A 23560-nucleotide genomic window follows, 5' to 3' on the forward strand; every position below is an offset into this window, starting at 1 on the left:
TAGGACTTTCTAAATTGAATGTTGATGTAGTGTGTTGGCAATCTTGAGTGGTAATTAGTAAAACAGAAGGGACTAAAAAATTGAAGATTTTATTAATCATTATTTTTCTTGCGTTGTTGCCAGTAACTTGGGTAAGTGCAAATCAATTGGGAACGACATTTACAATTCACTCTAAGCACTTAAATGAAGAAAGGAAAATTGTAGTGTCACTGCCATCCAACTATAAAGATGAGCCATTTTATAAGTTTCCGGTCTTGTATTTAACCGATGCTAGTAGTCAACTAGACCATACTGCTAGCATGATCCATTACTTATCAGATGGTATCAGTCCAATGATTGTGGTTGGCATCTTTACCCCAGACCGCTGGAACGAGTTAAAGCCCTTTACTCGAGACAAACAACCTAACCCAAAAGCAGAAAGCTTAAGAAAGTTTATTGTGGAAGAGGTGAAGGGGTTTATTAACAAAAATTATCGGACGCTTGATTATTCTATTTTTGCAGGGCATTCGTTAGGCGGCTCTTTCGCGATCAATGCATATATTAAAGATGCAACAGACTTTGATGTTTTTTTCGCTCTAGCCCCCAATTTTGCAATGGGTAATGAAGTGATGTTTGAGCAGTTACCTAATGCGTTTGCTCACCAAAAGCAGCCTAAAGTGTATTTTCAATTTGAGGGGGTTACCCCGTTTACAACGCCGATTAACAGCTATGCTCGTTTAAATACTATGTTGCTTAAATACCCACTTTTAAAAACGACTCATAAGGTACAACTTTTTGAAAATGAAGATCATATGACGATACCCCATATCGGCTTATACCGTGGGTTAACAGAGATCTATAAAGATTGGTTTTTATACATTCCTTCTATAGTGGAAGATAAAAAGGCCATTAAAAATCATTTTCAGGGGCTATCAAAGCGAATTGGATATCAGGTGAACCCGACGGAGTCTTACTTTAGAGATTTAATTGGTGCGATGATTAGCATGGAGCATATTGATACCGCTGCATATGCTGCAGAAATGGCAAAAGAATTTTACCCAGAGTCACATTTTAGCTACGTGTTATTAGCTGATGTAGCGCATGCGAAAAAGAATGCTACTCAAGAAGCGAAGTGGCTTAAAAAAGCGATAATGCTATCCTCTCACGATGTTGAGAGGCAGAGCCAATATCAAAAAAGGCTGGCTAGCTTATAAATAAGTGTCATTAATATGCTTTACGAAGAAGAGCAGGGAGCCTGCTCTTCATGTTGACTTTATTTATAAACCTTGAGTCGTTTAAAGGAAAAGTAATGTCGAGTTATATAGTAACTAATTACTCTGTCTTCTCTTTAAACTCGCACAAGTCTTCAATCAAACATGCTCCGCATTTGGGTTTTCTTGCGGTACACACATAACGACCATGCAGGATCAGCCAATGGTGTACGTCGACTTTAAATTCCTTCGGTACGACTTTATCGAGTTTTTCTTCAACCGCAACGACGTCTTTGCCCATAGCAAATTTGGTGCGGTTTGAAACGCGGAAGATATGTGTATCTACGGCGATGGTCGGCCAACCGAAGGCACAGTTAAGGACCACGTTGGCCGTTTTACGACCAACGCCAGGAAGCGCTTCGAGCGCTTCGCGATTTTCAGGTACTTCAGAGTTGTGTTGCTCGACTAGAATTTGTGAGAGTTTCACGACATTATTGGCTTTCGAATTAAATAAGCCGATGGTTTTGATGTACTCCTTAAGACCCTCAACACCCAGCGCGACGATTGCTTCAGGGGTATTTGCGACAGGAAAGAGCTTTCTTGTCGCTTTGTTGACACTTACGTCCGTTGCTTGTGCAGATAAGGTAACCGCAACCAACAATTCAAAAGGTGAGGTATATTCTAGCTCAGTTTCAGGATTTGGGTTTTCATCTCTGAGACGCGTTAGGATCTCGATTCTTTTGTCTTTATTCACGGCGTTACCTTAACTTAAACTCGTCACCCGGGCTCTTGGTGCTTTTTCTACTTCTGCTTGCGCTAATTGTGCCTTTTGTTTGGCGTCGTAAATATTCTTTAGAGCGATTAATAAACCTAAACCCAAAAATGCACCCGGTGGCAAAATAGCGACAAGAAGCTGATTGTCAAAATGCAACACTTCGATACGTAGCACAGTTGCCCAGTCTCCTAATAACAGGTTAGCGCCATCAAAAAGGGTACCTTGACCAATCAGCTCGCGCATACCACCCAGTACAAATAGTACGGCAGTAAAACCAAGCCCCATCATGAAGCCGTCCAGAGCAGAAAGCGGCGCCGTATTCTTAGACGCAAACGCTTCAGCACGGCCAATAATGACGCAGTTTGTCACGATCAGTGGGATAAAAATACCTAACGATTGATATAGGCCAAACGTATAGGCATTCATGAGAAGTTGAACTACCGTAACGAAAGCAGCAATGATCATCACGAAAACAGGAATACGAATGTCTTTAGGTACCCAATTTCGTACAAGTGACACCGTTAGGTTGGAACCGATGAGCACTAACATTGTTGCGAAGCCAAGGCCTAAAGCATTTGTTACGGTTGAGGTAACTGCCAGCAACGGGCACAAACCTAAAAGTTGCACAAGAGCTGGGTTATTTTTCCAAAGCCCTTCTTTGATGATGGAATTGACATCACTCATGCGATTCTCCTTTACAGGCATTAGGGGCATTGAATATGCGTTCGAAGTTTGCTGTACCAAACCAGCTTGCAGCGGACACTGAATTGACCACTGCTCGCGGTGTGATAGTCGCGCCTGTAAACTGGTCGAAACGTCCACCATCGCGCTTAACTTTAAACTGCGGGTCGTTTTCTTTGGTGATTTGAGTGTTGGCGAAACTTAAAATCCATGGTGATTTAGTGAGCTCGACTTTGTCACCCAGTCCGGGAGTTTCGGCGTGTTGCGTGACTCGCACCCCTGAAACGTTGCCGCTTTTATCAATTGCGGTGATCATCTCGATATTGCCGTTATAGCCTTTCATCGTTTTGTGCTGAATGACCAAAGCAGAAGGCATACCGTTGAGCGTTGCTCGATAAATCGTCATGGATTCTTTAGGCGAAAGGCTTTTATCGTTCACCACAACACAGTTTTCGGTTAACGCATTGTCGTAACTGCCAGCAGGCAATACTTCAGCAAGAAGCGCAACCAATTGCTGTTGGCTTTGCTTTGCAATACGATCTTTTGTTAGCTCATTAACGAGTGCAACGGAAGCCGTAGTGGCTAGGGCAAAAGCCATTAAGATCAGACCATTTTTGGACATGGAATTAAAAATCATGATGCTTTACCTCCATGACCATAAACGCGTGGTTGAGTGTAATGATCAATTAATGGTACAGCCATATTCATGATTAACACTGAAAAGGCAATCGCGTCAGGATAACCACCATGACTTCTAATTAAATACGTCAGCAATCCTATTCCGGCCCCATAAATTAATCGGCCTTTATTGGTTGTACAGGCAGAAACAGGGTCTGTGGCGATAAAGAATGCACCTAACATGGTTGCACCGCTTAAAAGATGAAATACCGAGCCCGGTTCCTGTCCAGGCACGATTAGATAACCAATGGCGCTACATACCCCGAGTGACAACAAGATGGCGACAGGAATATGCCAGTTGATAATTTTACGAACCAATAGGAAGATGCCGCCAGCCAAGAAAGCGATGTTTACCCATTGCCAGCCGAGTCCTGCATAGGTATCAAAAACAGGAGAAGTCATCGCTTCTGAAACGGTTTTTCCGGCATCAACGGCATGTTTAATGCCATCAAGTGGTGTTGCCATCGTCGTTCCGTCAATGGTCATTCGTAAGCTCTCAAGGGAAGCTCCTGTTAATGCATGCTCCAAAAAAATGGCGCTTGTTACATTCACCAAAGACAATGGGTTTGCAAGGAGAGATTCGACAGGAGACCATGCGGTCATCTGAACAGGAAACGAAATAAGTAACAATACGTACGCAGCCATTGCAGGGTTAAAAAGGTTAAAACCAAGACCTCCGTACAATTGCTTGACCATCACTATGGCAAATAGACAGCCAATTACAATGATCCACCAAGGTGATAGGGGCGGAATACTTATGGCGAGCAGAACACCAGTCAGCCAAGCACTGCCATCTTTTAACGTCGCAGCGATAGGTTTGTTGCGTAGTTTCAAAGTGGCCGCTTCAGCAATAGAGACGGTAACTAATGCTAAAATAAGTTGGACAAGCACGCCAAACCCAAAGAAGTAGACTTGCGCGAGAACACCAGGAATACAGGCTGCAATTACAGTCATCATCAATCGACTGAGCGATTTATGGCTATGATTGTGGGGAGAAGAAGCCATTGTTAACATCATGATGGTTCATTTCCTTCTTCGTTCGATTCATTTTCTTTAGCAGCCTTTTTAGCTTTTGCGCGTGCTATCGCCGCAGCTACAGCCGCTTTACGCTTGTCGTCTGCTGACGTTTCTGCAAGTTCTCTATGTGCAGTAGTTAAGTCGTCAGACTTAGTCTCGACAGGAGCATGTTCTTTCTCAGCTTGCGCCGCTTTCTTGGCTTTTGCACGGGCAATTGCCGCAGCGACAGCGGCTTTACGCTTATCGTCTGCTGACGTTTCTACTGATGCTTCATGTGAAATGACGTCGTCAGACTCAGTCGCTACAGGACCTTGTTCAGTCTCAGCTTGCGCTGCTTTCTTGGCTTTTGCACGGGCAATTGCTGCAGAGACGGCGGCTTTACGCTTATCGTCTGCTGACGTTTCTACTGATGCTTCATGTGAAATGACGTCGTCAGACTCAGTCGCTACAGGACCTTGTTCAGTCTCAGCTTGCGCTGCTTTCTTGGCTTTTGCACGGGCAATTGCCGCAGCGACGGCGGCTTTACGCTTATCATTTGCTGACGTCTCTACTGATGTTTCATGAGAAATACCGTCGTCAGACTCAGCCTCTACATGACCTTGTTCCGCTTCAGCTTGCGCTGCTTTTTTGGCTTTCGCGCGAGCAATTGCAGCGGCGACCGCGGCTTTACGTTTGTCGTCTGTAGGCGCTACTGTCGGTTCTTCACCAGTAGAAGTTACATCGGCAGACTCAGCCTCAACACGACCTTGTTCCGCTTCAGCTTGCGCTGCTTTTTTGGCTTTTGCTCGGGCAATCGCCGCAGCAACGGAAGCTTTACGCTTATCGTCTGCAGACGTTTCTACTGATGCTTCAAGAGAAATGGCGTCGTCAGACTCAGACTCTACACGACCTTGTTCCGCCTCTGCTTGAGCCGCTTTCTTTGCTTTTGCTCGCGCAATGGCTGCTGCTACCGCATCTTTCTTCGAATCGCTTCCAGATTCAGACGGAGCATTTTCTGTTTGAGCCGACTTTTCTTCTTTGTATTTACGAGCCTGTTCTTTTCGGCGTTCTCGCTCGAGAGCAACTTCACTATTATCAGGTAATAGTTCACCACCTTCCTCGGCTTTTTTGGCTTTGGCGCGGGCAATGGCTGCGGCAACAGCGTCTTTATCCTTAGGTGCTGACTTCACACGTGAAAGGGCATCGGCCACTTTCTGCTTCTCTTCCGCTGATTTAATATTACTTTCGGCAGCACGTTTATGACGATTTTGGCGTTCTTCCATTTCGCGTTCTAAACGTTCTTTGCGTAATTCGAAGCGGACTTTAGCTCGTTCCGATTTTACCTGTTCAATCTTCTGTTCACGTATTTCTGCTTTCGCTACACGATAATATTGGACTAGTGGGATCTCACTTGGGCACACGTATGAACATGCACCACATTCAATACAATCAAAGAGATTGTATTGTTCTAACTTGTCGTATTCTTTGCCTTTCGCTAACCATTGAAGTTGTTGAGGAAGTAACGTTTGAGGACAGGCATCGGCACAGGCGCTACAGCGAATACAGGCCTTTTCATCACCGGGTTCAGCCAGTTCTAGAGAATCAGGTGCAAGAATACAGTTGGTTGTTTTAACAACCGGAATACGCACAGTTGGAAGCGTAAAACCCATCATCGGGCCGCCCATGATCACGCGCTGATCTGATACCGGCGTGAATCCTTGAACGTCTAGCAAGTGTTTTATTTCTGTGCCAAGCAAAGCCCAAACGTTGCCTTTACGGGTAATCGTATTGCCGGTAATCGTTACTACGCGCTCTAAAAGAGGTTTTCCATTGATAACTGCGTCATGTACGGCGTAAAGTGTACCGACATTTTGAACAATAACCCCAATATCCGCAGGAATTCCCTGACTTGGTACTTCCTTCGAGGTCAAGACCTTAATTAATTGCTTTTCGCCGCCAGACGGGTATTTCGTCGGAATACTGCGCACCAAAATAGCGTCATTGTGTGCGGCCGCTTGTTGCATCGCGAGTAGGGCATCAGGCTTGTTATCTTCAATGCCAACAATCACACGCTCAGGCGACAAGACAAATTGCATGATTTCGATACCGCTAACGATTTCAGCGGCATGCTCTCGCATCAAACGATCATCCGCCGTGATGTAGGGTTCACATTCCACGCCATTCACAATCAAATAGTCGATTTTTGCGTGAGTATCGGCTTTGACGTAGGTTGGGAAACCTGCACCACCCATTCCCGCAACACCTGCGTTATGAATGATGTCAACTAACGTCTTTTTATCGATTTGCTGGTAGTTGCTGTTTGTTTGAAGCGCGGCCCATTCATCTTTACCATCGGGCTTTAAAATAATACTGAGCTCAGGTAGTGCAGATGGATGCGCACTGGGGGCCGTTGTAATGTCTTCAATCGTACCAGATGTTGGCGCGTGTACTGGTAATGACCAATTCGCTTGAATCGCAGTGAGTGGCTGCCCTTTTAAAACGGCTTCGCCTTTTTTTACAAGCAAGACACCATTCGCACCGATATGCTGCTTAATAGGAATGACCAGTTTCTCTGGTAAAGGCAAACGTGCAATCGCGGTTGTATTCGAAATAGACTTTTGCTCAGGAGGGTGAATACCGCCAGGAAATTGCCAAAGCGTACCACGTTCAATTTGTTCAAGTAATGAATCCACTTAAACCTCTTAGTCTATCTGAGTAACAGGAATGGCATTTAGTTGCCATTTCCAATTTTGTTTGGTTTCTGCAACCGGGATCATATCGATACAGTCAACAGGGCATGGATCAACGCACAGATCACATCCAGTACATTCATCCGCCAAAATCGTATGCATTTGACGTGTGGCGCCGACGATAGCGTCAACAGGACATGCTTGGATACATTTAGTGCAGCCAATACATTCATCTTCACGAATGTAGGCAACTTTTTTAACGGGTTCTGAGGCCTCGCCACCGGCAAGTGGTTTCGCTTCGACACCCATAAGATCTGCGAGCTTTTTAACTGTTGCTTCGCCGCCTGGAGGGCATTTATTGACGTCATCTCCATTCGAGATGGCTTCAGCATACGGACGACAACCAGGGTAACCACATTGGCCACATTGAGTTTGTGGTAAAATAGCATCAATCTGATCAACAATCGGACTGCTTTCAACCTTGTATTTTATTGCTGCGTAGCCAAGAAGTAGCCCGAAGAATAGGGCTAAAAGACCAAGCGCAATTAACGCATACATCAATGTCATATTAGAATTTCACCAATCCAGAGAAGCCCATGAAAGCAAGTGACATAATGCCTGCAGTTATCATGGCAATAGACGCGCCCTTAAAGGGAACCGGTACGTCGGCTACAGTCAAGCGTTCACGCAATGCAGCAAACAAGACCAACACGAGGGAAAAACCAACGGCAGCCCCAAAACCATATAAAGCGGATTCGATAAACGTATGATCTTTTTTAATATTCAGAAGCGCAACGCCCAGTACCGCACAGTTGGTTGTGATCAGAGGTAAAAAAATCCCAAGCAGGCGATAAAGAGTAGGGCTGGTTTTTCGAACCACCATTTCAGTAAATTGAACAACCACAGCAATAACCAAGATAAAGCTCATGGTCTGCAAAAATTCAAGCTCAAGTGGCTGTAAAATATAGCGGTTTACTAGGTAGCTACACACAGACGCAAGCGTCAGAACGAAAGTCGTTGCGAGAGACATACCAATTGCGGTATCCAATTTACTGGACACGCCCATAAACGGACACAATCCAAGAAATTGTACAAGTACAAAGTTGTTTACCAGTACGGTACCAACTAACAGGAGTAGATAATCACTCATTGTCGTCCCAAGCCATTTTAAAATCGAGGTATTATCGCGGTTTCAGTTAATTTTAACAATAAATGAAGACGAGATCCCAACACTAATTCTCATTTAACCGCTGTTTTGGGTTCTTATATTTGCACAAATCGAATACTACAAGGGATAGCAGTGGGGAGAGGGCGACTGAACCGCATAGTTAGCGCTTTTTAAGTGTCATAAAATAAAAAAGGAGCCTTAGCTCCCTCTTCTTAAATTTCTTTTGGTTTCTCAATGTAATAGCCTTGGACACCATCAAGACATAGGGTTTCTACAATGTGTTTTTCTTCTTGGCTTTCAACGCCTTCTGCAAATACACTAACCCCAATACGGTGGGCAAGGTCAACCATCAAACGCATGAAGTATTGGTTGTTTTTATCTTCTTCCAGACCTCGTGTATAACTTGCATCCATTTTAATGAAGTCAGGTTTTAAATCACGGAAGAATTTGAATGACGTTAAACCAACCCCAAAACGTTCTACGGTAATGCGGGCACCTACTCGGTGAACCATATCGATAAAGCGGCGACTTGCTTTGATGTTTTGTTGTAACCCAAACTCACTGACTTCAAAAATGAGTTTTGAAGACAAGTTCACTTCTTTGAGTAATCTGCGTTCAAGCCAAATAACAAATTGGTCACTGTGTGCACTCGACGCTGTGACGTTTATACCGAAGAATTTTTCATTAAAATTACGAGTTTTGATAATTTCAATCGAGGTTTCAACAATAAGTTTGTCTATCTCAACCGCCATATCCAGCTTTTCTGCCATAGCGAGGAAAGAAGCTGTCGGCAACATTTGGCCATCTTCAGTGGTAAAGCGAGATTGAATTTCCGCATACGCCTTAACGTTTTTACCAACGGGCATGATGTTTTGCATCATCAACTTAACGCGTTTGCTGTCAATGACTTCTCGAATAACACGACGCCAGTTTTGATTGCCAAAACCTGCACTGACGTTGTTCACCAGATCTGATTCACGCTGCAAATGCCAAGCATTCGCTTGTTTACTTTGTGCCATGCTCAATGCGTTATCAACCACTGAAAGAAGCTCTCCAAGCGGTTTCCCAGACTCATAAGTCACGATACCTGTATTTGCCACTGAGCTTAATTCTTGATTTTGCTGAAATTGTGTAAATCGAGCTTGCAGGGTATCACCGAATTGCTCAGCTTCTTTTGACGGAACATTTGGTAACACTACGGCGAAATCTGAACTGTTTACGCGAAAAACTTGGCTTTGTGAATACGTGCCGCTGACGTGGCGAATGATTTCAGAAACAGACTTAATGTAGTCGTCGCCTTTTTGATAACCGCGGGTTTGGTTAATAATCTGCAATTCACTACAACGAACCATTGCAAGTGCCCCGAAGCTTTTTTTCGGGCTTGATTCGATTTGCTGCTCATAGTACTCAACAAACATATTGCGGTTACCGAGGCCAGTAACGACGTCTTTATACGCCTCTTGTTTAATGCTTAACGCCGCATTTTGGATGTCTTCTTGCTTTGTTTTTAGAAACTGCGCAAGGCGGTTAAATGAAGGCGCTAAATCTGAACCTAGTTCCTCTAAATCATCGGTGCTGAAATCAGAACTAACAAGAGATTGCTGCTGGTTTTGAGTGATGTAAACTTCAACAGCATCGGCGACGGTCATACTGACTCGACGATTCAAGCGCTTGTAAATCGCTTGCATATATACCACTGGAATAAAGGCAACAAGCGCTGAAATTAAGAACATGAGCAAAAGCGCTTGTTGTAGTAAGTCAGCTTGGCTTGATGCGTTAATGACAAACTCAATTTTTATGTCTTTTGCTTTATTAACCGCAAATTGAGGGCGAATTGAGTTGAATATACTTTCGATTAGACTTACACCAAAGGGCAGGTTATTCGGCGTGGCGATTTGCAGTACGGTTTTTCCTTCGTAATCACGAACAATAAACGTTGAAAAAACTTTTCCATTGTTAAGTGCAAGCTCAATGTGTTCAGGTGAAACGTCCGCTAATGTTTTGTTTTCGATATAGCGGGTAACCATTGTTTGAGTGCTAACTTGTGCTTCACTGACGGCTTGGTCAAAGCCTCTTGCAACAAAAAATGTGCCGATTAATGAAAAAAGAAGCCACGAAAGAAGTTGCAAGGTAATTAGTTTTTTAAAGCCTGCCATAATGCCCGTCTTGTTAACTCGAACCGAGAGAGTTTTATGCAACGTTGAACGGTTGCTTGAATCCCATTAAAACTAGAGTAGGGTAGTTGAATTTATTGATAAAGTCTAACAAAAACTTTGTATTGGCTCCCCCTCCCCGACTCGAACGGGGGACCTGCGGATTAACAGTCCGTCGCTCTAACCAACTGAGCTAAGGGGGAATCGAAATGCTTTAGAGAAGAGTAGTAGTTGGCTCCCCCTCCCCGACTCGAACGGGGGACCTGCGGATTAACAGTCCGTCGCTCTAACCAACTGAGCTAAGGGGGAACTACTAAAAACATTAAAACGGTGGCTCCCCCTCCCCGACTCGAACGGGGGACCTGCGGATTAACAGTCCGTCGCTCTAACCAACTGAGCTAAGGGGGAATCGTTTTAATTGTGTTGAAATTTGGCTCCCCCTCCCCGACTCGAACGGGGGACCTGCGGATTAACAGTCCGTCGCTCTAACCAACTGAGCTAAGGGGGAAGCGTGATGTCTTTCAACGGAGCGAGATATTAATGACAGCACTTAGGTGTGTCAACCATAAAAGTAATCAGACCCCAAAAAAAATGTTTATTCGCTGTTTTTGTGTTCGATTTGATTCTTATTAATGCAAACAGAGAGGTAAGAGGAGGGATCTTTTCGTTTATTTATGACAAGTTAACGATCAAAAACAGTTCTAGGATAAAGTTTTCTGTCTTTTTTGTGTCATTGGGAAACAATTTTTAATCAGTGTCACAAAAAAGTATGTTTTATATGAACGCGAGTGTACTAAGTCTAGTTTTAGGAATTTCGCAAGAAAATAGCTGAGCAAAATATAGACAGTGTTTTTCGATTTAAGGTGGTGAAGCTAGGCTATTTTTGCCTTGAAAATGCATTAGCTATGTCATAAATGGAAATTAATTCAATAAAAACATAATATTAAATTAATCTAGTCCGACATAAACTTTTAACTGAAACGACATACTAGGAAAAATATGCACATTAATAATGCAATTTTACGAACTTTAGAGTGCCGCTATTGTTTCTTATTGATCGCAATTTGAGCATTTGTGGATCAAGCGATCTTTCTCAAACCCTTAAGTTTTCTGACTTGTAAAGAGTTATCCACTATTTCTGTGGATAACCTTGTTTATTGTTTTTTTTAAAGCGGTTTTAGCCCACGTCTGGCTTGCGATAGAAGCGATGCAAGTATTTTTTACGCTTTTTTTTACGTACGTAAAAACAATAACTTAGATTACCTGTTCATTCTTAGTTAATCTTCGAGAGGTCAATCTCTTTGTTGCTTTATTTTTGCACTGTGATTGTGCAAAAATAAGTCGTCGAATATCGTTTTTTGTAAATTTTTTGACATAAATCTAAATGTATCGGTTTACTCAAATAATGCCTGTGAAATGTCAGTTTTAATACTAATTCGAACTTTTGCATTATTTTGGGATTGTTGCTAATGATGAACATATCTGTTTCTCTGTTATTTGCCGATAGATCGTAGCCTACCCTATGATGATCCTTTAGAATGCACTTTGCCTTATAAATGCTCGATAGACTCATGACAAAAAACGCCAGCTACAGCAAAATCTTACACGGTGACATCGCTAAAACGCTTAAAGATATGACCATTCCTATGATCTTTGGAATGATTACTCTGATGATGTTTAATCTCGTTGATACATTCTTCATCAGTATGCTCGGTACAGAGCCGCTCGCAGCAATCAGTTTTACGTTTCCCGTGACTTTCACTGTGATCAGCTTGGCGATTGGTCTTGGGATCGGAACTTCAGCAGTCATCGCAAAAGCGCTCGGTAGTGCGGATATTGAAGAAGCGAGATTCGATGCGTTCGTCGCGTTAGTGTTGTCCGCGATTTTGGTCATTGCGCTTTCTGCCATAGGCTTTCTGCTTATTGATTTTCTATTTTCTTTGCTTGGCGCCCACGAAAATGTCATGCCGTATATCCATGAATACATGGAAGTGTGGTTTTTAGGTAGCGTCTTTTTAATCACCCCTATGATTGGCAATTCGGTGCTACGGGCGAATGGCGATACTAAAACGCCAAGTATTGTAATGGGTGGGGCAGGCATTATTAATGCGGTATTAGATCCGATTTTGATTTTTGGTTTTGGGCCAATTGAAGCAATGGGCGTGCGAGGCGCAGCTGTGGCGAGTGTGTTGTCATGGACCGTTGCCGTTGTGATCATTTTACATTTACTTATCCGTAAAAAGAAATTAGTAAGCTTATGTCGTCAAGATCGCTCAGTCGTAGTTGCGGTGAAAAAGATTTTAAAAATTGGAGTCCCAGCGGCAGGGGCGAATATGTTAACGCCAGTGGCGATGGCCGTGATGACCGCGGTCATTGCGGGGTTTGGTCCTGCGGCCGTGGCGGCTTACGGAGTAGGTAGTCGTATAGAATCTATAGCAAGTCTTGTTATTTTAGCGCTTTCAATGACGTTGCCCCCTTTTGTCAGTCAAAACTTTGGTGCTAAACAATATGGCAGAGTGCTCGGTGCATACACGACATCGATAAAGTTTGTGTTGGGTTGGCAGCTTCTGATTTATGTGTTGCTCGTGGTTTGTAGTGGGTTGATAAGCCACACGTTTGCGACGGAAGCGGAAGTACAGCGCGTTATCGTGTTGTTTATCACCACATTGCCGCTCAGTTACGGTTTGCAAGGGGTGATCATTTTGACTAACTCATCGTTTAATGCGCTTCACAAACCGATGAATGCATTAATGCTAAGTGTGGTTAGGTTGTTTGTGTTTTACGTCCCGTTTGCGTTTATCGGAAGTCATTTTGGTGGCCTTCACGGTTTGTTCATTGGCGCAGCCATTGGTAACTTATTTACAGCGGCTATCGCATTTGGCTGGTTCAACAAAACGTTGGCCTCCATCCAATCTGAAGATTTGAAGGAGTGTAACTCGTGATAGATAAGTTTGAGCTTGTTTCACCGTTTTCGCCCAGTGGTGATCAGCCTACGGCGATTGCTCAGCTGTGTGATGGTATTGATTCAGGGCTTGCCCATCAAACTTTGCTTGGTGCAACAGGCACAGGTAAAACGTTTACGATGGCGAATATCATCGCGAATACAAACCGACCGACTATCATCATGGCACACAACAAAACGTTGGCGGCACAGTTGTATGGTGAAATGAAGGAATTCTTTCCGAACAATGCGGTGGAATATTTTGTTTCGTACTACGATTATTATCAACCAGAGGCTTATGTTGTCGCGAGTGATACTTTTATCGAAAAAGACGCGTCAATCAATGAGCACATCGAGCAAATGCGTTTGTCTGCGACCAAGGCTTTATTAGAACGGCGCGATGCGATTATTGTTGCGTCTGTGTCTGCAATATATGGTCTTGGTGATCCTGATTCGTACATGAAGATGATGCTCTTGTTAAAAGTGGGCGAAACAGTTGACCAACGTGCTATTCTAAGGCGTCTAGCCGAACTTCAATATACACGTAACGATTTAGATTTTAGTCGTGGTACTTATCGCGTGCGTGGTGAGGTAATCGATATTTTCCCCGCTGAATCGGATTCTTATGCCGTGCGAGTAGAATTGTTCGATGATGAAATCGAGCGGATCAGCCATTTTGATCCACTGACGGGTAGTGTTGAAAAACACGTAGTACGCGCAACGATTTATCCTAAAACACACTATGTTACGCCACGCGAAAAAATTCTTGATGCTATTGACCAAATTAAAGCTGAATTGAAAGAGCGACGTGCTCAATTGCTAGACGCTAATAAGCTGATCGAAGAACAACGTATAGCACAGCGTACGCAATATGATATCGAAATGATGGTAGAACTGGGATACTGCTCTGGTATCGAAAACTACAGCCGTTATTTGTCTGGCAGATCATCGGGTGAACCACCACCGACGCTTTTGGATTATTTACCCGATGATGCGCTTATGATCATCGACGAGTCACACGTGACGGTATCGCAAATTGGCGCGATGTATCGAGGTGATAGAAGCCGTAAAGAAAACCTCGTGGAATATGGTTTTCGTTTGCCGTCTGCACTGGATAATCGCCCTTTAAAATTTGAAGAATTTGAAGCGATTGCGCCGCAAACCATATATGTTTCAGCGACACCGGGCGATTTTGAACTAGAGCGTTCTTCCGGAGAAATTGCAGAGCAAGTGATCCGCCCAACAGGTCTTCTAGACCCACAGATTGAAGTACGTCCAGTCACCACTCAAGTCGATGATTTACTCTCAGAGATTTATAAGCGCGTAGCCGTTCAAGAACGCGTGTTGGTTACGACGCTCACCAAGCGCATGGCTGAAGATCTGACCGATTATTTAAACGACCATGATGTTAAAGTTCGTTATCTACATTCCGATATTGATACGGTCGAACGGATGGAGATCATTCGCGATTTGCGAGCTGGTGTGTTTGATGTGTTAGTAGGTATTAACTTACTGCGAGAAGGTTTAGACATGCCGGAAGTCTCTCTGGTTGCAATCTTAGATGCCGACAAAGAAGGTTTTTTACGTTCCGCAAGATCGCTCATTCAGACGATTGGCCGTGCAGCGCGTCATTTGAATGGCAGAGCGATTTTGTACGGCGATGTCATTACTAAATCTATGCAAAAGGCGATTGAAGAAACAGAGCGACGCCGTACTATTCAGCAAGCTTACAACGAAAAGCATGGGATAACGCCGACCGCACTTGTGAAGAAAATCACGGATGTTATGGACACTGGACACTCTGTATCAGGCGAAAAGGTCACTAAGACTAAAGGCAAAGCGGCAAAAACTGTTTCAAGTGCGAAATCGATTACAGATCAGATTAAAGATTTGGAGGCCAAGATGCTTAAGCATGCACGTGACTTGGAGTTTGAGCAAGCAGCCAAATTACGTGATGAAATCCACGAGTTGCAACAGCAGTTCATTCAGTCCTAGAATACAGCAACGATGGTGGCAGGGCGCGACGACAGCGTTCCTGCTGATTTAAATTGGTGCTAAGTCTCTCGTACGCCGCTTCCAGCTTGGCAATTAAAGTTGGATCTGAATTTACATTGGCTGCCAAATACGTCCTACGACTGAGTTCATCGACCTTTAAGATGGATTGCCAATGGCCCTCTAGTTGCAGCATGGTAACCACCCCTTCAAAGAACTGTTCTGCGCCAAAAAGTAGGTCAATACGTCCTTTTTCGAGCATGCCAGCACCTTGCTCGTGACTCGCTAACACCACTAAATTTTTATCCAGTGTAAATCCTTTTGCCAGTAAATAGGATTCAGACGGCTGACCCGCGGCAACGGCGACGACGTATTTCTTGGCGTCTTCTAGCGTTTTAATCACGATGTCATCGCGGTCTGTTAGCCGATAGAAAGCGACGTCGATTGAACACAGCGGCGCAATCCAATGAAAACTGGGCTCGCGCTCCTGCGTACGGGCGAGGGAATAAATCAGGCTATTCTTGTATTTAGTCACGTTTGTGGTACTTCTAAACCAAGGCAGTAGATGAATTTGGTAAGGGAGCTGCGCTTCTTCTAAGATTTCTTGAACCATAGCTGTGGCAACGCCTCCCACTTTGCCGGGGGAAATAAGTGTTTGATAAGGTGGGAATTCTTCCGTGTATATATCGAGTCTTTGTTTAACATCCGCTGTCGCTGAACAAGCCAGTACAAAGAAAAACATAAGACTACAGCGCACAGAATGACTCTCTAAATTTTAAGTCTCTACACAGTGTAGTTGAAATTATAAAAGTGGCAGTTGAGAAATTGGCCAATTCATAAAAAACCGTCAATTTCTCGATTTATCAAATTCGTTGGGTAGCAGACAACTAGAGCTGTGCTTCGTTGATTTGACCGAGTTGGTATTTAATTTCTTGTTCGATGTCCTTTCTAAGCTCTTGGAGTAAGTCGATATACATTTCTTGTCTGTACAACATGACCTTTTTAGCATTTATGGCAAATTCGTTGATTTTATTTAGGGTGTTTTTTGATAGATGCTTGCCTGTTCGCGACTGTGCGACGAACGTTGTCAAAAATTCTGGGTAAGGAAGAGGGTTGTTTACCCAGTAAGTTGAACGTTCCGTGCTTTGTAAGTTTTTGGCATTTTCGAGCTGCTTTTCGCTAAACGTTTGGACGAGTTCTATTTGCGCTTGTGTCGCGTCCAATTGTTTTATGAGGTTTTCTTTTTCCTGTTGCTCTTGTTCATAATTACTAGCAGCAATCGCGAGCAAAACACCTACTAACGTAGCAGCAAGGGTCAGGAAAAAATGAATCCCAGTATGATATCGCTGAATAAATGCCTGTGTCATAGGCAAAAACGTAACGGTGCCTAACAAACAAATAAAAGGGTGGTTATTGTATAACTCATTGGATTTGTTTGGAATTTAAAGTGTCAATGTACCTCAAATGACACTAAATACCAATGAGTTTATCAATAATGAAATCATGCTTATAGCCTTGGTAGCTAAAAAGCTCACTTTCTAATGGTGTAGTAAGTAGTCTTCCGCATCTTCTTTGATGTCTTGATAATCATCGTCGTCCAGTTCAAGTACCGCCAACACCGTGGCTTTCATATAAGGCCAGTCAGGTGAGGCAACAAAGCGCTTATGTGTATGGACGATATTTTCGGCCATTTTAAGTGCGGCCAGGGTCATTAGAATTTCCGGATCGTTACGCTCGTCAAACATGGTTCTGTCGTGATGTCGTAAAATAAGATTGCACATGGATTTGGGTAAATTCCACTGACTACCTAAATAGAAACCGACGACGGCGTGGTTGGTTCGATAGTGTTGTTCTTCGTGTTCAACCAGTGTCATGTCGTAATCTCGATTCGCTGCGCCAAGCACTTTAACGTAGTCGTTGTAGTTCATTGCCATTGCCGGGATCCCTGCATCGTGAAAGAGCCCCAAAAGATGTAAATTCTCAACAGGCACTTTTGATTTAATCTTTTGACCAATAATGGTGGCAACCGCCGCAATTTCGCTGGCGGTATCCCAAAATCGTTCGAGTTTGATACAGCATTTTTTCTGTTCGAATGCTTGTTGTAGTAAAAAGCCAGTTACTAATTGCGTGATGCTGTCGAGCCCCAAAAACATGACGGCTTGGCGGATGTCCGTAATGGTTCTTGCAAGGCCATAGCAGGGCGAGTTGATAACTTTGAGTACGGCGGCGGACGTTGCGACATCGTTTGCTATCAGTTTTGCTACTTGATTCAGCTCTGGATTAGCTTGCGCTAGTTCGTGCTGTAACGCGGTCAGCAACTCCGGCTTAGGAGGGATGTTAAATCCTTCTTTTATGTCTTTTAAAATTTTTTCATCGACGCTAATCATGGTGGTACTCCTTTCGAACTGTGTCCATTTTAGCGAAGTCAAAACAGCAAAATATTGAGGTATGACAAGTTTCTCTGTATTGGTTTCTGTGGATTCGTCTCAACGTGTTGTTAATATGGGGAATTTCGTTGCCTTTTTATGAATCCCTGAGCTAATGTAAACGCAGTACCATTTTGAGGCGTTTTTATGGCTAATGACAGCGAACAATTAACTTCAAGACCCGAGCAGATTAATTTTGTACAACGATGCCTTAATAGCATCGAACACGTGGGCAATAAGTTACCTGATCCTGCAATGATTTTTTTGTTTGCGATGATCCTTATATGGGGGTTGTCGTGGGTGTTTTCGGGTACTCAATTTGACGCTATTGATCCTCGAACGGGTCAAGGCATTGTCGTTCATAACCTTTTGTCAGGCGACGCGTTGGCTGATTTTCTCGCTTCAATGGTTAAAACCTTTACTGGCTTTGCGCCGCTTGGGGTTGTGTTAGTGGCGATGTTAGGGGTTGGTGTTGCGGAACATTCCGGGTTTATCAACGCTGGACTGAAGCTAATGCTAAAGCGCACACCACAAGCGTTGTTGACACCTTCAATCGTTCTTATTGCGATTGTTAGCCACACCGCAACGGATGCAGGTTACGTGCTTGTTATACCGCTTGCAGGTGTTATTTATTTTGCGATGGGGCGACACCCGCTTGCAGGGATAGCAGCTGCTTTTGCGGGGGTCAGTGGTGGTTTCAGTGCGAATTTTATTCCTTCCGGTATTGACCCGCTACTTCAAAGTTTTACGCAAAGTGCCGCGCAAATTATCGATCCTGACATTGCAATTAATCCTTTGAATAATTGGTTCTTCACGTCGGCATCCAGCTTATTTATTGTGCTTTTAGGTTGGTATATTACTGATAAGATTATCGAACCGCGTTTAAAGGCAGTTATAATCGATGGTGACAAAGAGAACCTTCCTGTTTTTGCTGAAATTACGCAAAAAGAGCGAAACGCGTTTTATGTTTCAAGTGCGGTGATGTTGGCGGGGCTTGCTTTATTGTATTTCGCAGCAAGTAGTCCGGATTCACCTCTTCGTGCGCCAAACGGGCAACTCTCTGATTTTAAAGCACCACTCATGCAATCAATCGTACCTTTGATCTTTTTACTCTTTTGGGTGCCGGGTATCGTTTTCGGTTTTTTAGTGGGGACGTTCAAGTCGTCCAAAGACATGGTACAAGCCATGAGTAAGTCAATGTCAGGTATGGCATATTACATTGTAATGGCGTTTTTCTGTGCGCTGTTTATCGCCGCTTTTGCGAAATCAAATTTAGGTGCGTTGTTAGCCATTGAAGGGGCTGAAGTTTTAAAATCGCTTTCGCTCCCAAGCAGTGTCACTATCGTTGGCATTATTCTTCTCACCGCGTTTGTGAACCTTTTTGTGGGGTCTAGTTCAGCTAAATGGGCGCTATTAGGACCTATATTTGTGCCGATGTTAATGCAACTAGGGATCTCGCCGGACTTAACGCAAGCAGCCTATCGAATAGGGGACTCTAGTTCAAACATTATTACCCCGCTCATGCCTTATTTCCCTTTAGTTGTCGTGTATTGCCAAAAATACGTGAAGGACACGGGGATAGGGACGCTCATCGCGCTTATGTTACCGTACAGTATTGCATTCTTAGTCGGCTGGACCGTGTTCTTGCTCGGTTATTGGATGGTTGGGATACCTCTTGGGTTGCAATCGAGTTATGTTTATCCATAGTTAATCGCTATTCTGAGTGCGGCGTAATTCACGCCGCTGACGACTTAAATCACACAGCAGTATGCGAGTGTAAAGTAGTTTGTACAAAAATTAGTCAAATTAATTTTCTTAAATTTTACATAAATTTTACATTGGGCTTTTCTTTGCGTAGTTTTTGAGTTGACCCTAATTTGGGGTTTCATAAAACAACATGTAAGGAAATACGATGAAAGCAACTTCTATGCTGGCACTGCTCGGCATCTTTTCTGCGAGTTCCGCTTTGGCGGAAGGTCAACATCACCGTGAGCAACAATTCCAGTTTACGGCAGACAAACTTGAGCGCTTAGTGATGCCAAGCCCGATAATGCTCAATACCGACGAATTAGTGTTTAATGATGCGTTGGCGAAAATTGATTGGAGTGACTTTTTAGAAAAGCACACTCCGTTTTCGAAAGAAGAACACGAAGCGATCTTGAACTTTGCAGGGCACTACAGTATCAACCCTGCGGTGTTGGTGGCATTGATGGAAGTCGGCAACCAAACCTTGAGCGCAATAACCGATGAAAAACGTCTTCAGCCTTTTGGTACGCTATCAGATAAAGTTGGCTTTAATGAGCAGCTTGAGGATGTGGCTGGTTTTATCACGCAGCGCTTATATGCATATAAAGCATTTGAAATTGAACAGGCCAGCGCGAATCATTCAATTAATCGTAAAACTTCAGCAGGCAATGTCGCGATTGCTTCATTTTTGGAACGTCAAAACAACAGTAACGTTCTGGCTGACTTAGTGACTGAGTACAATCGTTACTATGAACTGCTTGGTCACTCACTGACCGAAAGAGTTACCGCGTCAAAAAAAGCGGCTGATATGACTACTCAAGCGGCTAGTTTTTCGATGATGTTGCCTTGGCCTTATGGCAATGGATGGTACAGTGGTGGTGCGCATTCTAATACGGGTTCTGGTTACCCTTATTCTTCGCTTGATTTCAACAATGGTTCAGGTGGTTGGGGGAGCAATACGCCTTGGGTGCAAGCTTCTCATTCAGGGACTGTGACTCGCTTCTCAAGCTGCAATATTCGAGTGACGCATGAAAGTGGTTATGCAACTCAGTACTATCATATGGACAGTTTGCAATATCAAAGCGGTGATAGGATCAATCAAGGTGTTTGGCTTGGTCGTTACGCTAGTAATTATAATCAAGCGCTTTGTCAAGGTGGACAATCAAGTGGTCCACACGTCCATTTTTCATTGCTGCAAAATGGGTACTTTGTATCGCTTCACAATCAATACATCAGTGGTTATCGCATAGACGTTGGAAACAGCAACTACGATGACAACTGCAACAACTTCTATTTTGAGCGTAATGGGTATCGTACTTGCGCTTGGCGTAGACTTTACAACAATTAAGTTGAATGTAGTTTAAAAATAAAAACCCCAGCTTTGGCTGGGGTTTTTTTAATCTTTATTAGCTAAAGCTAACGACTTTACGTTCTTTACGTGGACGACGTTCTTGACGTTGACCACGATCACCTCGGTCGTTTCTTTCGCCACGGTCACTGCGAGGACCGCGTTGCTCTGAGCGTGGCGCTCTGAAGTTACGCTTTTCACCACCTTCGCGGTTTGTATCCGCAGGGTGTGTGCTCTTTGTTAACTTCATAGGACGTTGGCAGATAACTACATTTTGGAAATGAGCTAATACATCTGCTGGCATATCCTGTGGCAACTGCACTGTACTGTGCTCATCAAACAAACGGATGTCGCCGATGAACTTGCTAGAAATATCTGCTTCGTTCGCGATTGCACCAACGATGTTCTTAACTTGAACACCGTGATCACGACCTACTTCAATACGGTAAGTATCCATAGGCGTGTCCGATTGGCTGTTGCGTCCACGACGCTCGCCACGTTCACTGCGCTCGCCACGCTCACGACGGTCGCCACGTTCACGACGATCACCACGTTCGTTGCGCTCACCACGAGCACCATCTCTAGCGCCATCACGTGAACGTTCACGCTTAATCGCAATTTCTTCTACTTTTAACGGCGAAGATTGCTGTGCTAAACCAAGTAACGTGCCAGCTAGTGTTGCAACATCGATTTCCAATTTCTCAGCAAGTTCAGTTGCTACCGTATTGAAAAACTCGATGTCTTTATGTTCAAGCATCGTAGCAAGTTTAGTTTGAAGAACGTGCTTACGTTTTTCTTCAACCAATTTTGCGCCAGGTAGTTCAACCTTAGCGATCTCAGATTTAGTATGACGTACGATGTTCTTAAGAAGGTAACGCTCAGAGTTCTTAACGAACAAAATAGCTTTACCAGAACGACCCGCACGGCCTGTACGACCAATACGGTGTACATAAGCTTCACAGTCTTGTGGAATATCATAGTTGATAACTAGGCTTAGACGCTCTACGTCAAGACCACGTGCTGCAACGTCCGTCGCAATCACGATATCAACTAAACCGCTTTTCAAACGCTCAATTGTACGCTCACGTGCTTGTTGGTTCATGTCACCATTTAGTGGTGCAGCATTGAATCCTTCGTGCTCAAGTAGTTCAGCAAGTTGAACGGTATCGTTACGTGTACGTACGAACACAATCGCGCCATCGTATTCTTCCGCTTCTAAGAAACGAACGATCGCTTTGTTCTTGTGTACATCCGCGTGCCAATACACTTGTTCAACAGTTGATACCGTTGAGTTGCGTGGAGAAATACGAATTTGCTCCGCGTTATCTAAGTATTTTGAACAGATCGATTGGATCTGTTTTGGCATAGTCGCCGAGAATAAGCATGTTTGCTTTTCTTCAGGCGTCTTTTCCATGATGTTTTCAACATCTTCAATAAAGCCCATACGAAGCATTTCGTCTGCTTCGTCTAATACCAATGCTTTCAAGTCTGACAAATCAATGGTTTTACGGTTGATGTGGTCAATTAAACGACCAGGTGTTGCTACGATAATTTGTGCACCACGACGTAGAGCACTTAATTGGATACCGTAGCTTTGGCCACCATACAACGCCAAAACTTCTACACCTTTGGTGTATTTCGCATAAGCTTCAAACGCTTCTGCTACTTGGATTGCCAACTCGCGAGTTGGCGTTAAAACTAAAATTTGTGGTTGCTTGACGGATGCGTCGATATTATTTAACAACGGCAATGCAAATGCTGCTGTTTTCCCCGTACCCGTCTGCGCTAGTCCCAGCACGTCCTTTCTTTCTAGCAATAACGGAATACATTGAGCTTGGATTTCAGATGGCGTCTTATATCCTAACTCTTCAACTGCTCTCAAAATTGCAGGAGAAAGATTCAAAGATTCAAACGTAACTGGTTCTGACATTAATGCGCCTCAACGATTTTAAAGAGGCGCGCATTGTACAGGAATGAAACAGCAAAAGCTTGTATAAAATAGGATTATTTTATATGTGGTTGTTATTGGTTAAAATTTAATCAGTTTGACTTTTTCAAAACCGACAAAATTATTGATAAAGCCCTAAATTCGTCTTTGCATAAGCTTCAAAGTCGGTAAAACCACCGATGTGGTCTTGGTCCACAAAAATTTGAGGAACAGTAGGGCAAGGTTTACCAGCTGACTTTTCTAAATCGGCTTTACTGACGCCTTCGGCGATGATGTCTACGTATCGATAATTGAAATCATCACGTTCATTCTTTAAACGCTCAGCTAACTCTTTTGCTCTCACGCAGTACGGGCAGCCTTCACGGCCAAAAATTACGGTAAACATGTTCTCTCCAGTTGGTTTTCAATCACTGGACACAGTGTAGCGTAATTCTTTGTCAGTAAAAGCGAATTAAAACGATAGTCTTAATTCAAAAAAGCGATTAGTTCCGATATACCGTTTTGATCAGGTGATAGCCAAATTGGGTTTTCACGGGACCATGTACTTCAAATAACGGCTTGTTAAACACGACATCATCAAATGGTTTAACCATCTCACCTTGGTTAAATTCACCTAAGTCACCACCACGTCTTTTCGACGGGCATGTAGAATGTTGCTTTGCGAGCTTATTGAAGTCAGCACCTTTCGCTAATTTCTCTTTTAATTCTAGGCAAAGTTTTTCACTTTTGACGAGGATGTGGTAGGCACAAGCTCTTGGCATGGTGTAATTCCAAATAACAGAAGAAAGTAGTCTCGGATTTTACCAGATTCTGGTTTTTCGTTGAATC

Annotated in this window: 19 protein-coding genes and 4 tRNA genes; 5 read left to right on the forward strand and 18 right to left on the reverse strand. The window is 43.6% G+C overall.

Features of this window, described 5'->3' with window-relative positions; all coding sequences use genetic code 11:
• The first annotated feature begins 47 nt into the window (after positions 1 to 47).
• On the forward strand, positions 48 to 1193 hold the full coding sequence (locus tag NI389_RS15065) for an alpha/beta hydrolase (protein WP_308360633.1): 1146 nt from the start codon (positions 48 to 50) through the stop codon (positions 1191 to 1193).
• Between the two features lie 118 nt (positions 1194 to 1311).
• On the opposite strand, the gene nth is transcribed toward NI389_RS15065, so the two are convergent.
• The 12 genes from nth to NI389_RS15125 form a co-directional block, all read right to left on the reverse strand.
• Positions 1312 to 1944 carry an endonuclease III gene (gene nth / locus NI389_RS15070; protein ID WP_308360634.1) on the reverse strand — a complete coding sequence of 211 codons (633 nt, stop codon included), beginning with the start codon at positions 1942 to 1944 and terminating at the stop codon, positions 1312 to 1314.
• Between the two features lie 9 nt (positions 1945 to 1953).
• Complete coding sequence (locus tag NI389_RS15075) at positions 1954 to 2649, reverse strand: electron transport complex subunit E (RefSeq protein ID WP_308360635.1); 696 nt, start codon at positions 2647 to 2649, stop codon at positions 1954 to 1956.
• On the reverse strand, positions 2642 to 3283 hold the full coding sequence (gene rsxG / locus NI389_RS15080; protein ID WP_308360636.1) for an electron transport complex subunit RsxG: 642 nt from the start codon (positions 3281 to 3283) through the stop codon (positions 2642 to 2644). Before rsxG ends, NI389_RS15075 begins: the two co-directional genes overlap by 8 nt.
• Positions 3280 to 4341, reverse strand: a complete 1062-nt coding sequence (gene rsxD, locus NI389_RS15085; protein WP_308360637.1) for an electron transport complex subunit RsxD — start codon at positions 4339 to 4341, stop codon at positions 3280 to 3282. Before rsxD ends, rsxG begins: the two co-directional genes overlap by 4 nt.
• On the reverse strand, positions 4338 to 7013 hold the full coding sequence (gene rsxC / locus NI389_RS15090) for an electron transport complex subunit RsxC (RefSeq protein WP_308360638.1): 2676 nt from the start codon (positions 7011 to 7013) through the stop codon (positions 4338 to 4340). Before rsxC ends, rsxD begins: the two co-directional genes overlap by 4 nt.
• A 9-nt stretch (positions 7014 to 7022) precedes the next feature.
• Positions 7023 to 7577: an electron transport complex subunit RsxB gene (gene rsxB, locus NI389_RS15095; RefSeq protein WP_308360639.1), complete on the reverse strand. Its 555-nt coding sequence runs from the start codon at positions 7575 to 7577 to the stop codon at positions 7023 to 7025.
• 1 nt (position 7578) lies between these two features.
• Positions 7579 to 8160 (reverse strand): electron transport complex subunit RsxA, encoded by a 582-nt coding sequence (gene rsxA, locus NI389_RS15100; RefSeq protein ID WP_208842787.1) that lies wholly within the window; start codon positions 8158 to 8160, stop codon positions 7579 to 7581.
• Positions 8161 to 8390: 230 nt separating this feature from the next.
• Positions 8391 to 10334, reverse strand: a complete 1944-nt coding sequence (locus NI389_RS15105) for an EAL domain-containing protein (RefSeq protein WP_308360640.1) — start codon at positions 10332 to 10334, stop codon at positions 8391 to 8393.
• A 123-nt stretch (positions 10335 to 10457) separates the two neighbouring features.
• Positions 10458 to 10534: transfer RNA gene (locus tag NI389_RS15110), tRNA-Asn, on the reverse strand.
• Positions 10535 to 10563: 29 nt separating this feature from the next.
• A tRNA-Asn gene (locus NI389_RS15115) sits at positions 10564 to 10640 on the reverse strand.
• Between the two features lie 22 nt (positions 10641 to 10662).
• A tRNA-Asn gene (locus NI389_RS15120) sits at positions 10663 to 10739 on the reverse strand.
• A 23-nt stretch (positions 10740 to 10762) separates the two neighbouring features.
• Positions 10763 to 10839, reverse strand: a tRNA-Asn gene (locus NI389_RS15125).
• A gap of 1063 nt (positions 10840 to 11902) precedes the next feature.
• Here NI389_RS15125 and NI389_RS15130 point away from each other — a divergent pair.
• Together NI389_RS15130 and uvrB are read left to right on the forward strand one after the other, a co-directional pair.
• The gene (locus NI389_RS15130) at positions 11903 to 13273 is read left to right on the forward strand and encodes an MATE family efflux transporter (protein WP_308360641.1); all 1371 of its coding nucleotides are present in this window, start codon (positions 11903 to 11905) and stop codon (positions 13271 to 13273) included.
• Complete coding sequence (gene uvrB / locus NI389_RS15135) at positions 13270 to 15267, forward strand: excinuclease ABC subunit UvrB (protein ID WP_308360642.1); 1998 nt, start codon at positions 13270 to 13272, stop codon at positions 15265 to 15267. Before NI389_RS15130 ends, uvrB begins: the two co-directional genes overlap by 4 nt.
• Here uvrB and NI389_RS15140 read toward each other — a convergent pair.
• From NI389_RS15140 to NI389_RS15150, 3 genes are all read right to left on the reverse strand, one after another.
• On the reverse strand, positions 15254 to 16021 hold the full coding sequence (locus NI389_RS15140) for a substrate-binding periplasmic protein (RefSeq protein ID WP_308360643.1): 768 nt from the start codon (positions 16019 to 16021) through the stop codon (positions 15254 to 15256). The genes uvrB and NI389_RS15140 overlap by 14 nt on opposite strands.
• 130 nt (positions 16022 to 16151) lie before the next feature.
• Positions 16152 to 16631, reverse strand: a complete 480-nt coding sequence (locus NI389_RS15145) for a hypothetical protein (protein ID WP_308360644.1) — start codon at positions 16629 to 16631, stop codon at positions 16152 to 16154.
• A gap of 171 nt (positions 16632 to 16802) precedes the next feature.
• A complete protein-coding gene (locus NI389_RS15150) occupies positions 16803 to 17651 on the reverse strand; it encodes an HDOD domain-containing protein (protein ID WP_308360645.1) in 849 nt (282 codons plus the stop codon).
• A 186-nt stretch (positions 17652 to 17837) separates the two neighbouring features.
• On the opposite strand from NI389_RS15150, the gene NI389_RS15155 reads away from it, so the two are divergent.
• Both NI389_RS15155 and NI389_RS15160 read left to right on the forward strand, forming a co-directional pair.
• On the forward strand, positions 17838 to 19397 hold the full coding sequence (locus NI389_RS15155) for an AbgT family transporter (RefSeq protein WP_308360646.1): 1560 nt from the start codon (positions 17838 to 17840) through the stop codon (positions 19395 to 19397).
• A gap of 205 nt (positions 19398 to 19602) precedes the next feature.
• Positions 19603 to 20784 carry a M23 family metallopeptidase gene (locus NI389_RS15160; protein WP_308360647.1) on the forward strand — a complete coding sequence of 394 codons (1182 nt, stop codon included), beginning with the start codon at positions 19603 to 19605 and terminating at the stop codon, positions 20782 to 20784.
• A 58-nt stretch (positions 20785 to 20842) separates the two neighbouring features.
• Here the strand turns inward: NI389_RS15160 and NI389_RS15165 are convergent, their stop codons facing one another.
• The 3 genes from NI389_RS15165 to ppiC form a co-directional block, all read right to left on the reverse strand.
• On the reverse strand, positions 20843 to 22714 hold the full coding sequence (locus NI389_RS15165; protein WP_308360648.1) for a DEAD/DEAH box helicase: 1872 nt from the start codon (positions 22712 to 22714) through the stop codon (positions 20843 to 20845).
• A 139-nt stretch (positions 22715 to 22853) separates the two neighbouring features.
• Positions 22854 to 23117: a GrxA family glutaredoxin gene (locus NI389_RS15170; RefSeq protein ID WP_308360649.1), complete on the reverse strand. Its 264-nt coding sequence runs from the start codon at positions 23115 to 23117 to the stop codon at positions 22854 to 22856.
• 97 nt (positions 23118 to 23214) lie between these two features.
• Entirely contained in the window at positions 23215 to 23493 is a 279-nt protein-coding gene (gene ppiC / locus NI389_RS15175; RefSeq protein WP_308360650.1) for a peptidylprolyl isomerase PpiC, read from the reverse strand.
• Positions 23494 to 23560 lie beyond the last annotated feature (67 nt).

The sequence above is a fragment of the Pseudoalteromonas xiamenensis genome, assembly GCF_030994125.1.
Lineage (GTDB): Bacteria > Pseudomonadota > Gammaproteobacteria > Enterobacterales > Alteromonadaceae > Pseudoalteromonas > Pseudoalteromonas xiamenensis_B.